Source organism: Lacticaseibacillus sp. 866-1, from assembly GCF_016861825.1.
In the GTDB taxonomy this organism is placed as follows: domain Bacteria; phylum Bacillota; class Bacilli; order Lactobacillales; family Lactobacillaceae; genus Lacticaseibacillus.
The window spans coordinates 1-12,178 of the sequence record NZ_BOLU01000011.1; the positions used below are offsets into that span (position 1 = coordinate 1).

General features: G+C 54.9%; 13 protein-coding genes. 6 read left to right on the top strand and 7 right to left on the bottom strand.

The genetic code is table 11. The annotated features are described in order from the left end of the window. Positions 1–354 precede the first annotated feature (354 nt). Both serS and JUE30_RS04665 read right to left on the bottom strand, forming a co-directional pair. A complete protein-coding gene (gene serS / locus JUE30_RS04660; RefSeq protein ID WP_203623835.1) occupies positions 355–1,635 on the bottom strand; it encodes a serine--tRNA ligase in 1,281 nt (426 codons plus the stop codon). A 278-nt stretch (positions 1,636–1,913) separates the two neighbouring features. Further along, positions 1,914–3,497, bottom strand: a complete 1,584-nt coding sequence (locus JUE30_RS04665) for a helix-turn-helix domain-containing protein (protein WP_203623836.1) — start codon at positions 3,495–3,497, stop codon at positions 1,914–1,916. 330 nt (positions 3,498–3,827) lie between these two features. Here JUE30_RS04665 and JUE30_RS04670 point away from each other — a divergent pair, with 330 nt between their 5' ends. After that, positions 3,828–5,327, top strand: coding sequence for a helix-turn-helix domain-containing protein (locus JUE30_RS04670; RefSeq protein WP_203623837.1), 1,500 nt, complete (start codon positions 3,828–3,830; stop codon positions 5,325–5,327). Between the two features lie 41 nt (positions 5,328–5,368). Here the strand turns inward: JUE30_RS04670 and JUE30_RS04675 are convergent, their stop codons facing one another. The 3 genes from JUE30_RS04675 to JUE30_RS04685 form a co-directional block, all read right to left on the bottom strand. Next, the gene (locus tag JUE30_RS04675; protein ID WP_203623838.1) at positions 5,369–6,145 is read right to left on the bottom strand and encodes a hypothetical protein; all 777 of its coding nucleotides are present in this window, start codon (positions 6,143–6,145) and stop codon (positions 5,369–5,371) included. Positions 6,146–6,254: 109 nt separating this feature from the next. Then, positions 6,255–6,800 carry a hypothetical protein gene (locus tag JUE30_RS04680; protein WP_203623839.1) on the bottom strand — a complete coding sequence of 182 codons (546 nt, stop codon included), beginning with the start codon at positions 6,798–6,800 and terminating at the stop codon, positions 6,255–6,257. Positions 6,801–6,908: 108 nt separating this feature from the next. Next, on the bottom strand, positions 6,909–7,430 hold the full coding sequence (locus tag JUE30_RS04685; protein ID WP_203623840.1) for a GNAT family N-acetyltransferase: 522 nt from the start codon (positions 7,428–7,430) through the stop codon (positions 6,909–6,911). Between the two features lie 75 nt (positions 7,431–7,505). On the opposite strand from JUE30_RS04685, the gene rpmG reads away from it, so the two are divergent. Continuing rightward, on the top strand, positions 7,506–7,658 hold the full coding sequence (rpmG, locus tag JUE30_RS04690; RefSeq protein ID WP_054664841.1) for a 50S ribosomal protein L33: 153 nt from the start codon (positions 7,506–7,508) through the stop codon (positions 7,656–7,658). Between the two features lie 55 nt (positions 7,659–7,713). On the opposite strand, the gene JUE30_RS04695 is transcribed toward rpmG, so the two are convergent. Beyond that, the gene (locus tag JUE30_RS04695; RefSeq protein ID WP_203623841.1) at positions 7,714–8,574 is read right to left on the bottom strand and encodes an RluA family pseudouridine synthase; all 861 of its coding nucleotides are present in this window, start codon (positions 8,572–8,574) and stop codon (positions 7,714–7,716) included. Positions 8,575–8,704: 130 nt separating this feature from the next. Between JUE30_RS04695 and JUE30_RS04700 the strand changes: the two genes are divergently transcribed. Next, on the top strand, positions 8,705–9,487 hold the full coding sequence (locus tag JUE30_RS04700; protein WP_203623842.1) for an alpha/beta hydrolase: 783 nt from the start codon (positions 8,705–8,707) through the stop codon (positions 9,485–9,487). A 64-nt stretch (positions 9,488–9,551) separates the two neighbouring features. Here JUE30_RS04700 and JUE30_RS04705 read toward each other — a convergent pair whose 3' ends face one another. Further along, positions 9,552–10,112 carry a hypothetical protein gene (locus JUE30_RS04705; RefSeq protein ID WP_203623843.1) on the bottom strand — a complete coding sequence of 187 codons (561 nt, stop codon included), beginning with the start codon at positions 10,110–10,112 and terminating at the stop codon, positions 9,552–9,554. A 209-nt stretch (positions 10,113–10,321) separates the two neighbouring features. On the opposite strand from JUE30_RS04705, the gene JUE30_RS04710 reads away from it, so the two are divergent. The 3 genes from JUE30_RS04710 to JUE30_RS04720 are packed head-to-tail and all read left to right on the top strand — an operon-like array spanning position 10,322 to position 12,074. Further along, entirely contained in the window at positions 10,322–10,729 is a 408-nt protein-coding gene (locus JUE30_RS04710; RefSeq protein ID WP_203623844.1) for a phage infection protein, read from the top strand. Positions 10,730–10,781: 52 nt separating this feature from the next. Continuing rightward, positions 10,782–11,078, top strand: a complete 297-nt coding sequence (locus tag JUE30_RS04715; protein WP_203623845.1) for a hypothetical protein — start codon at positions 10,782–10,784, stop codon at positions 11,076–11,078. A gap of 48 nt (positions 11,079–11,126) precedes the next feature. Then, positions 11,127–12,074, top strand: a complete 948-nt coding sequence (locus JUE30_RS04720; RefSeq protein ID WP_203623846.1) for an aldo/keto reductase — start codon at positions 11,127–11,129, stop codon at positions 12,072–12,074. Positions 12,075–12,178: the final 104 nt, after the last annotated feature.

Here is a 12,178-nt window from a genome sequence, read left to right on the forward strand (position 1 = left end):
TAGCTCGATTTGTTGTTTATTGCGAATTGACTTCGCTCATGTTAATTAATTCTTTTCAACTTTCATTGAAAAGCCCTATCACATTTACGAAACTTTGTTCAGTTTTCAAAGGACTACCTTGTCCAAAAGACAACTTTATCAGTCTATCAATTAGGCACAACGTTGTCAATGATTTTTCTCAATCACCCTAGCGGCTCAACACCGCTTCGTTTTGACAACGATGACTATATTACCAACCACGCCAAGGAGCGTCAACCATTTTTTAAAAAAGACCCAACAGATTCTGACTCCGCCCACCGCCTCGCGGCCCAGCACCGACAAAAAACAGCCGCATCGCTGCGACTGTCCGAACCATCATTCACCCTTAATCACTGTTTGGCCAGCCATGTAAGGAACCAGCACATCGGGAATCGTCACCGAGCCATCCGCGTTTTGGTAGTTTTCGAGAATTGCGGCGACTGTCCGTCCAACCGCCAGGCCCGATCCGTTCAGCGTGTGAACAAACTGCGGCTTGCCGTTTTCGTCACGGTAACGAATCTGCGCGCGCCGCGCCTGGAAATCGGTGCAATTGCTGCAACTGGAGATTTCCCGGTAAGTATCTTGCGCCGGCAACCAGACTTCAAGGTCATTGGTCTTAGCCGAGGTGAAACTGGCATCGTTAGAAGCCAAGGTAATCACATGATACGGCAAGCCGAGCTTTTGCAGCAGGTCTTCCGCGTCATGAACCAGGTTCTTCAGCTCGTTCCAAGAGTCTTCCGGCTTGCAGAACTTGACCATTTCGACCTTGTTGAACTGGTGCATGCGAATCAGACCACGCGTATCGCGGCCTGCCGATCCCGCCTCCGACCGGAATGCCGGCGTCAGCGCCGTGACACTGATTGGAAGCTTGTCTGCATCAATGATGTCACCGCGGTAATAATTGACCAGCGGCACCTCCGCCGTCGGAATCAGCGTCAACGGCTCGTCCTCGTTCATGATTGTGTAAACATCCTTGGTGAACTTAGGAAATTGACCCGTCCCAAACATGGAGTCGTTGTTGACTAGGTATGGCGGAATGATTTCCTCGTAGCCTTCCTTGTAGTGCTCATCCAAGAAGAAGTTATAGACTGCGCGCTCAAGGCGGGCGCCTGCCCCTTTGTAGTAAACAAACCGCGCGCCCGAGACTTTAGCCGCACGCTCAAAGTCCAGGATACCAAGCGCTTCGCCCAGCTCGTAATGCGCTTTTGGCGTGAAGTCGAAGTGCGGGATCTTCCCCCACTTATACTCTTCGCGCGAGTCCTCTTCATTCAGCGACATTGGCACATCATCGGCCGGAAAGTTGGGCAGGCGAACCAGGACGTCATTGAGTTTTTGCTCAACTTCAGCCAGCGCCTTGTCAAGCTTGCCGATTTGCTGGCCAACCTCGCGCATCTCCTTGATATCGTCGGCCGTGTCTTCCTTGTTGCGCTTTTTTTGCGCGATTTGGCCGGACACCTCGTTACGCTTGGCCTTCAACTGCTCAGTTTGGGCAATCAGTGCCCGGCGCTTGTCGTCGTCGCTCAGCAAGTCATCAATCTGCTCCGGCTTGACCGCGCGCGCGGCCAGCTTAGTCTTGGCCCAGTCAGGGTCTTTACGAATCACCTTAATGTCTAACATAGTTCTCCTCCTTGACGTAATTGCACACAAAAAGCCCTTCATCTCAATTGGGACGAAAGGCTTTTCCGCGGTGCCACCCAAGTTTGGTCCAAAGACCACCCTTAATTTGCTGCTAACGGTCAGCGCCGTGCGACTCATCGCCGCCCACTGTCGTGCTGGAAGTGAGACATCCCGGCTCACACCGCCCGCCGGGTCTCTGAAAGTCTCAAAATAGGCACCTAATCACGTGTTATTTTGTCATTGCTAGAATACTGCAAACCATTGAGCGGTGCAACTGCTCAATAGTCAAAATCTTCGTCGCGAGCACCTTCGTTTTTGTTTTCCCAGATTTGCCGCAGCTCGGCGTAAAGCTCGCCGAACCAATCGTTGGACGCACTGGCCGCCCACTTGTAGGTCAGAATTCCGGAACGGCGTTTGGCCGCATCTGGCACCGTCGCGCTTTCAATGACCAAATCAACGTCATCCAAACCCTCGTCAGGCGACACCAGCTCCACAAACGGCTGAGCCATCAAAAAGCTCAGTAAATCCACGTAGCCCAGCCCCGCCTGCTCGGTCACTGCGGCCACTCGCACCTTAGACTTCGGCGCGAACTGCTGCGCAATCTGAAGCACATCAGAATAAAAGGCGTCGGTGAGTGCATCCAGGTGCAGTTTCAGATCATCAAGCCCACCGACGTACACCACGTGTTCCAATGTCTGACGCACCTTTTTCTTCAGCATCGGGTTTTCGGGCATTGCCACCAGGTGTTCATTGATTTCATACGCGATGACCTGAGAAAGGTCTTCCCCAAACTCAAGCGTGGACACTGCGTTAGCCAACAAATTGGCTTTCAGCATGTTCAAAGCGCCTTCCGGAATTTGATCAGTGGTCAAAAATGCCACTGGCAGTTTGGCGAGAAATTCCGTGACCAGCGTGTAAATGGGCTGGTTATAGTGCTGGAACCGCGCAAGCGTTTGCGCCATGGACGCGGAATTGGTCGTGCCAAACAACGGCAGGAAGTTGAACACAAAGTACATGGCGGCACTTTCGCCCATCTGACCCTCGGTGCTGAACTGGGGAAAGAGAAAATCCTCGGCTAACCCCGGCTGCAGTTCTTCAAACAGGTTCGCGGTCGGATAGCGGAGCGTCAGCTTATTCGGGTCGTAAATGATCACGAGGCCTTCGCTGGAGCGCTTGTGCGCGATCGCGGTGTAATACATCGCGACTTCCCGGGTGACGTAATTCGGTTTGTTCATGTCGTACAGCGCAACGGTTTCGTCTACCACTTCGCCGACCGCGTCCCGCTTAAGATCATCAAACGGCCAGCCGGCCCCATCCGTTGCCAGCCAGAAAATCATGGTCAAAAACAGCCGAATCCGTTTTTCATCACCCTGCAGGCTGAGCGTCTCATACGAAAAACGGACGCCAAACTTGCGAGCAAAGTCGCGCAACGGTTTGAGGTGCCGCAACATGGTCGCCTTGCTCGCGTGACTGGCCGTTAAAAATTCGGCAAAGTCTTTATAGTCGTGGTACACCAGGGTGTGCAGGAACCGATACGGATGATCTTTTTGGACCAAAAAGAGCCGCACCTGACTGGAAGGCACATTGAACAACTTGCTCACGGTCGTGGTCTTGGTCCCAATCATTTCCTGAAGGGTGGAGACCAAACTGTTATAGGTGTTGTATACCGACCCATAGTTGCGCCGGGTGAGCGCCGCGATCTGCTTCAGATTAACATCCGTCACTAAGGGCTCGGCGGCCTGTTCGCGCACTAACCGCTCTGCCACCGGCGTCTGCGCTGAGCGTGCATTGACGATGCGCCGAAATAGGCTCGTTTCCTCCGCCTGGGACTGCGCCAGAAAGATATCCTCGCGACCTCTCATAAATAAGTGCCTCTTTTCGTGAATTTGACTACTTTTCGAGTCTAATTATAGCCACTGTCATCAAATTAGGCCAATAATATTTTATGATAAATGAGAACTTTCTTAGGCCGTGTTCAACAACTGTTTTTCTCGGCTGAATCTGCCGCATTTTGCGCCTTCCTACTCGGCCATCGAGGGAGGGAAATGAATCGGTCTGAAGCGCGGTAACTGGCCAAAACATTTAACTTTGTCAAATAGTTTTGGCGATGCCACTTTTTTCCCAGCTCAAACATGTGGTATTCTGTGAGTAATCATTAGTGACTATTAAGCGTGTCTAAGGGGGGCCTACGGATGAATTTCGAGACGATTTTCCTCGAAAAAGCCGATTTACAGAAATTCACCATGTTTCAAACCCTCGTCACCAACCAGACGCAAAGTTTGTCGATCACCGACTTGGCGGAAAGACTCGCACTGTCGTATCAGCAAAGCTACAACGTGTTTCAGGAGCTGACGCGCGACTTGGTTGAGCTGTCCAGGCAGCCAGCCGGCAAAATTAAACAGGCCCTCACCGACGGGGCAGCGCTGAATTTGTCAATCGACGACTACCGCCTGTTTCTGCTTAATAGCTCTATCGCCTTTCAATTCGTCGACTATTTGGTCCAAGGCAATCAGCAAAGCGTCAGCCATTTTTGCGGTGACCATTACATCAGCCGTTCCACGCTCATGCGCAAAACCGCGCTGGTGCGCAGTTTCTTATCTGGCTTCAAAGTTAAGATCTCGCTGACGCAAGCGACTTTTGTCGGCGACGAAAAACAGGTACGCCTGTTTCTTCAGCTCTTCTACTGGCTTAGTTATCACGGCAGCCGCTGGCCGTTTCGGGCACTCGACTTTGATCGCCTCAGCGCGCAGTATCGCAGCCTGCCTTCAGCCGATCAGGACCCCATCACGGCCAGTCAAGAGCGCCTGTTTTGGGGCGTTTGCCGCACTCGCATGAGCCGCGGCCATTTTGTTTCGCTAAACGCGGGGTTCTCAAAGTCCATCCCCCAAGGGGAATTCTCAATGACGGCGGTGTACCCGAGCAAACCAAATCCAAACGTCCCGCAGGCAGCGCTGGACGCCGAAACAATCTTTTTCTACTTTTTCCAGCAAAAAACCATCCGCTTCACGCCGCCGGCCGCCAGTACGATGATGATGTGCAACTACCTGGAACAAACCAGCAGTCCTGCCGCGCAGGTGGTTGCCGGCCTGCCCGCCGCGGTGCGGCAAGACTCAGTCGGGCAGACTGACCCCTTTGAAGACCCGGTCTTGCACGCCAATTTAATGCGGGTCACTGCGGCCTTCTACCTGATGGAGGGCAATTTCGTTAAGCAGTCTGACTTCTTCAAGCCGTCTTTGCCTAACTACATGCAAAAGCAGGCACGCCGCACCCTGAGTCGCTACATCGACAGTCTGCCGGACAGGGCCGATTATCAAACTTTCAAAAGGGCCAAGCGGCCGCTGGTCGAAATGCTATTTTACCTGCTAGTACCATATCTCCGCGACTTCCAGTGGCAAGAGCTCGTCAAGGTCAAGCTGGTCATGGAAACTACGGACACGGTTAATCGCAACATTATCGATTTTGTCCGCAATCTGAGCGTGGTCGAGCTGCTGGGCGACGATGCCCCCCTGGAGCAGGCAGACCTTTTGATCACTGCGCTGGACGACTTTGTCGACCCTGTTGCGCTGTCCGCCTTGCCCAAGCGCATCGCCAAGTTTAACTGGTACCTTGACGCCACTGATGGCGACTACCAGACATTGTTTGAGACCGTATTTAAGCTGTTTCAGCAGAAGTTGATCGCCTCTGGCAACTAAAAAATGGTCTGCGGCATTGATGGCGCAGACCATTGTTTTAGTTAGGCATCGCACATTTCAGAAGCCAAAGCCGCGCCACCGTTAGCCCGGGCCGCGGCCTTTTTGTACAGCGCGCAAAGCTGCGGCTTGGCGTCTCCGATCTCGTACATCACGATCGTCATGAGCTCAAAGCGCGTGAACACGCGCGCCCTTCGCGGCTGCTGATCTAACCAGGCCGAGAACTGCATTTCAAAGGTCGCCAGATTCCAGTTCAACCGACCAAGTAGCGTCTTGAGGGTGTTCTTTTCAAATTCGCTCATCTTAGCCCACGTGGTTTCGTATGTCAGCTCGCTCCCATCGGGTTGCGGATCCAGATCCGCATCGATCAACGCCATCAGCGTCAGCATGGCGTCATGGTTGTGGTGCGTGTCATACTCCAGGCGCAGCTGATGCCGAAGCAGCAACGTTAGGTAGGTGGGATCATCAGCATACTTGGCCTTGGCGTTGGCCAGCATCTGTTCAATGTAGTGATAATCGATCTTTGGGTGCAACCAGGGCAGGGTGACCACATGATCAAAGTCGATCACGTCCGGCAGATAGTACTCATGGATCCACAGCCAGCTGTCAATATCAGCGAGCGCCGCTTGCCCCTTGGCGGTCAGTTCGAAGCGCACCGCGTTGCCTGGTACTGGCTGGATCAGTCCTCGGCGCAGCAGGCGCGCAATCACGCGCGTGGGACTGAGCCGGTAGCGATCACGCCAGACTGGCTCGGTGTCCACGGACGGTGAATCCGACATGGTGAGCATGTACATAAAGACTTTCACACTTGGTGTCAGCATACTGTCCCCCCGTTTCCCCATAAACAGCACTATTGTATTCGCATCTGAAAACGCTGTCAAACCCAAGGAAAAAAAGACGTCAGCGCAGGCTGACGAAAGTTTTAAAGGCTTATTTCAGACTTTTTTCAATCTTGGCAATGCCCTGAGCGGCATCTGCCACGTTGACAGTAAACCCAAACTTGCGGAAAATGTGATCCAGCTTTTCAAAGTTTTCCTTGTCAAAGCTCGAAATGTTGCCATCGATGGTGTCGACGTCCGCCTTGTTTGCGAGATTGAGAAACGCCTTCAGCGCGAGCTGCGCCAGCCCCATGTTTTGGAAGTCATAGAACGCCAACCGGCTTTCTGAGCCCAAGGTCTCAAGGACGGTGATGTGCATGGTCTTCTGCCAAGCGTTCAGATCAAAAAGCAGCTGGGCTTGATAATCAGCCTTGGAGTGACCATACTTATCGACATTTTCGAAGGGCGTGTAGACACTGATTGTGAAGCTGCTCTTACGTGAGTTGGCTTGGTAATCCGTATAGACAATATACTGCGAGGCCTTTTCTCCGGCGACCTGCGGCTGGTTCATGCTTGACAGGATGGTCAGGGCCTCATCCTTTTCAATCGCGGCAAGGCGCTTGGCGTATATATCATCGTAATCAGCTTGGGTGCTCATTATGAAACCTCCAGTTTATTTTTTCAGTTTCATTATACCATTACCTTGCGCTGACCATGACATTTCTTTTGTTGAGTGAAATGAAAAGCCGTCTTTACATCATGTAAACTAATCGGTGAAATAATTTTCATTGACGCGCTCAAAGTACGCTTCCGCGCTGCCGCCCTGGGCCAACCCGGCCGGCAGGGCCGCCGTGAAGCGGTACTCAAACCCCAAATGAGCCAGCAGGGCAATGGAGCGCCGGTTGTCCGGATAAACCCCGGCCCACACCGCGGTGATGTCTCGCGCAAACAACTCGTCCAGCACCAACGTCAAGGCTTCTTTCATCAGTCCTTGCCCCCAGTCGCGCTGGTTCAACGCGTACCCCAGCTCGCGCGTGGTCCAGGCCGGATCATCCGGATCTTGGGTGCGGGGGTAAACGCCCACCTCACCGATCAACTGGCCATCTCGGGTCACGGCAAATTCGGTGTCGCGGGTACTGGCCAGATGCTGCTCGGCGGCATGCAAGTCCGCCAGCTCGCTCATCCCCGCCGGCACCGCCACGGCCGGGTCCTGCGTCAGTGCCAAGTAGGCCGCGGCATCGCTGGGTTGCATCGGCCGGATCGAAACGCGTTTCCCCTTCAACTCCATCTGCTCGCCTCCCTTGACTTTTTTGCTCATTCCGGTATGCTATTAAGGTTCATATATAGAAAGAGGTGCTTGAGCATGCGTGATCACATTCTTCTTGCTTGCGCCGAAACTGGCGAACGGATCTATTTGACTTCCAAGAACAAGCGCAACACACCGGATCGTTTGACTTTGAAGAAGTATTCTCCAAAGCTGCGCCGCCGTGTTGAGTTTACTGAAGTTAAAAAGTAATTCGGCTCGTCGCTTAGGCCTAGCGACTACCACCGTCTCCTCGGAGGCGGTTTTTTTATGCCTGTAAAAACGCTGGCCAATCCGCCGGCGCTGCCAGATGGTAGCTGTGAGTCAACCCAGTGAATGGGTCAGTGAAGGTCAACCCACTGGCCTGCAGCAACTGGTGCCCATAAGCTGAGGTGGTCTCCCCGTACAAGGGATCACCAACCAAGGGGTGCCCAATCGCGGCGAAATGCGCCCGGATCTGATGCGTCCGCCCGGTTTGCAGCACAATGTTCACCAGACTCAGGCCATCATGGGTGGCCGCGACTGCGTAGTCCGTGATCGCCACTCGGCCGCCTTCAGCCACTTCACGGTGAATGCCGTCGGCCGCTTTGGCCAGCGGCAGCGTGATTGTCCCCACCGCCGGGTCAATCGTGCCACTCACGACTGCCTGGTACTGTTTCGTCAAGCCGCTATCACCGGCCTGATCCAGCTTGCCCTGGGCAAAAATATGCTTGGCGATGAGCACCAAACCGCTGGTGTCGCGGTCCAATCGCGTCATAATCGCGGGCTGCGGGCCATCGATGCCAGCGGCCGCCAGGTACCCGGCCGCCCGATTGAGCAGGCTGTCATCGGGGCTGCTGGGTCCCGGCACGCTTGCCAGGCCCACCGGCTTGTTGACAATTAGCCAGTCATCCAGCTCCTGAACGATGGTGAGCGCGCCGTCGCTGATGGTGACGGCCGCTGACGGCGGCAGCTCGAAACGCACCTTATCCCCGTGAATCACTGGCTGATTCTCGGTGGGCTCGCCGTTTAAAAACACGGCGTTTGCGGCAAAAAGCTTGGTGAGCAGCCGATGGCTCACGCCCTGACGCATGAGCACTCGCTTAACCGTGGTCGCGCGCTCGGCTGAGTACTGAAACGAAAAATTCATATGATTGTCCTCCGCCTCGAATTATAGCGAACTTTGCTGGGCTTGAACACGGGTCCCTTCCTGGGAGCGCTTGCTATCTTTGCTTTGAGAGGACTAAGCTGGAGGTAGACACTTTTTAGGAGGAGACACGATGATTGAAACTGATCTTGCTTATGGCACTGACCCCGCACAAAAGGCTGATATCTACGTTCCCGACCAGCCCAACGGCGCCGCCATAGTGTTCATCCACGGCGGCGGCTGGTTCCGCGGTGATAAAACGCGCGACCAGGAAATTGGCCAACTCTTTGCCAACGCCGGCTACACGGCGGCACTGATCAATTATCGCTTGGCTCCGGCCCACCTGTTCCCGGCTGCGCAAGACGACCTGCACGCCTTTCTCGCCTGGTTTGCCGCCAGCGGCTTTGAGTTCGACCGGGCCAAGGTCGGGCTGTTGGGCGCCAGCGTGGGCGGCACGATGGCCATCAGCGAAAGCATTCTGGGCGGCCAGCCTGTCGTCACCTGGTCGGCGGTGGTCGACTTTGCCAACTGGGTCCAGCAGCATCAAACGGTGAAGGCCTCAGCCGACGCCAAACAAGAGCTTGGCCTCACCGAACCGCACGCGGTGCACGAAAGCTTCTATAAATTCTTCGTGCAAAACTACCTGGGTGATCTGACTCCGGCGCGGCTCACCGCAGTCAACCCGCTGAATCACCTAAGTGAAAAACTTGGGCCTACCCTGATGTACAACTCCACTGATGAACTGGTCCCCTTACCTGGCGTCTTTCGTTTTCTTGAACAGGCGGCCGCTTTCAAGCGCGATATCGCGGTCCACGTGGTGCCCGGCTCCGGCCACGCGCGCGACTACACCCAGTTCGCCCTTCCCGGGACGATGGCCTTCTTCAGCTATCACCTGGGCCTAGACAACTCACTCTGAAGACGCAAAAAAGCTCCCAGGACCGCGGCGCATTGTGCGCCGCTGGCCCTGGGAGCTTTTTCGTTTAGCGCACCAGAATCAGTGGTGCGCTGGCGCCTGTGACCCACTGCAGCTGGCCATGGCTCAGCACCAGCAGCAGTGAATCAGCTTCAACGTCGGTCGGGGTGAATAGATAGCCCGCGCCGCTTGGGACGGCGTGGTAAGTGGTCGTGATGCTCGACTGGCCGCTTTGGGCAACGATCATGGTACTGCCTGACAGCGTCAAAGTGACCGCGGCATTGTGCCAAGTCCCGTAATATGCCGCAAGCCCGGTTGCTTGCTGGCTAGGCGATTGGGCGGCCGGTTTAGCCGCGGCGCTAGAAGCGTTAGCTGCCGCCGCAGTCGGCTTAGTCTCTGACGCGGTTTGGGGTGCCGGCTTGACCGAAGCGGCCTGCTGGCGCGTCGGTGCAGCCGGTGCTTTAGCCTGTTTGCTGGCGTTAACGCTGATCTTTGCCCGGGACTTCGTGACGGCCGGCGTCTGAACACTTGGCGTCGTGCTTGCTTCATCGGTTTGGCTGTACGCCATTCCTGCCCCGCCGCCGATCAAACCCAACGTCAGTGCACTGATCAAAAGCCATTTCTTCATCACGATCACTCCCCACTCATTTCTATATTTATAGTATAACCACTTTTGCAATGTGTTTGTAACATATTCGTCATAAAAATAGTTAAGCTTTGATTAAGCGGCGTTTCCGGCCCGTTGATATGTTACAAAGAAATGAGGGGCTGCTGGTTGCACATGCAAACGCTTGTTCGTATAATGAGCATAAATCCACTTGAAGGGAGCATCCTCGTATGACCTACGCCGACCAAATCGGCCAAGCCGCCTTCACGCGGCTGGTCGCCGACTTTTTTGCTCATCATTACCACGACCGCGGTATGAAAAAATGGCAGGGCTATTACTTGTCCGACCACACGGCGGCCCTCAAAAAGCAGGCGCAAGCCGAAGCCGCCTTGCAAGATCAGGTGGCACTGCCGCTGCAAAGCGAAACGCAAGTCCGCAGCGTACTGGCGGCCGCTTTTGCCAGCGGTCAAAGTGTCGTGGTTCAGCTGAAACACCTCACCCCGGAAGGCCGCCTGGCGGCTCCGCTTGGGGGCAAGGTCGCCGGCTATACCGACTGGGACGAAGTCGGCATTGGCAGCATTCAGGTCAGCATTGCCGATATCCGGCACGCTGATCTGATCCCCTTTCCGCAGCGTTGAGCCTGTGCTAACATCAGTGTAAATTCGCTTCGGCGCACAAAGGAGAAAAGCGATGTCTGTAATTGCACTGTTGCTGGACGCGGCGGCGTTTGGCACCTACTGGCTGCAAACTCAAGCCGCCAGTTTATACGTTTTTGGAGTAATTGCCCAAGGGGTGATCACCTTGGCTTTGCTGATCATGACTTTCACGTACAAAGGCAAAAGATTTGGCTGGTTCAACTTCCAAACCTGGGCCCATAACTTCACCATTCGCTACGCGGCCATCGTGCTGTCGCTGATTGTCAACGCGGTCGTGCTGTTCTTGTACGTGCTGAACGTGACCGGCACCAACTCGCTGATTTTTCGCTGATCGGCGAGCCCCGGCGCAGTCGTGGTACATTAAACAAGAGGTGAGAATTTGACAACATCAATTAAAATCGGCCACAGCGACGTGGTCTCCGGACCGCTCGGCCTGGGCACAAATAAAATTGGCGGCCACAACCTGTTTCCAGGGCTGGACGATCAAACCGGCGTTCAAACTGTCAAGGCTGCACTCGATCACGGCATCAGTATGCTGGACACGGCTTTCATGTATGGGCTGGGCAACTCTGAATACCTGATCGGCCAGGCCATTGCCGACTATGACCGCCATCAGATTGTGATCGCGACCAAGGCCGCGCAAGATCCGGACCAGGAGCTGCGGCCAAACAACCGCCCCGCCTTTTTGACGCAGCAGGTCGATAATGCCCTGCAGCGCCTCGGGACGGATTACATTGACATCTTTTATATCCACTTTCCTGACCAGGACACGCCCAAGTACGAAGCGGTCGGCGCCCTTGAAAAACTCAAGGAGGCCGGCAAAATTCGGGCCATTGGCGTCTCAAACTTCAGCCTGGACCAGCTCAAAGAGGCTAACCAGGACGGCTACGTAGACATCGTGGAAGACGCCTACAACCTGATCGACCGGCAGGCGGCGCAGACCCTGATGCCATACCTGCAGCAGCAAAAAATCAGCTTCGTGCCCTACTTCCCGCTGGCCTCTGGCCTGTTGACCGGCAAATATCAGGCGAATCAGACCTTTGAGCCTGGCAGCTGGCAGGCCAAACGGGCCAATTTCCAAGGCGAACGCTTTGCCGCGATCACAACCGCTTTGGTCGAAACAATCAAGCCAATTGCCGCAGCGCATCAGGCCACGCCTGCGCAAGTCGTGCTGGCCTGGTACATTCAAGATCCCGCCATCGCAGTGGTCATCCCCGGCGCGCGCACCCCGGAGCAGGCGGCCCAAAACGCTGCGGCCTTAAACGTCACGCTCAGTGTCGACGAGGTCAAACAGATTTCTGCGGCCTTCAAGCACCTGCCTGCGTAACTCCACCCTCAATTTAGCAAAGCCGGTACGACGCCGCAGAGCTTTGGCGCCATACCGGCTTTGCTTGTTTACCCCACAATAAAAATCGCCAAGGTCAGCCGCAA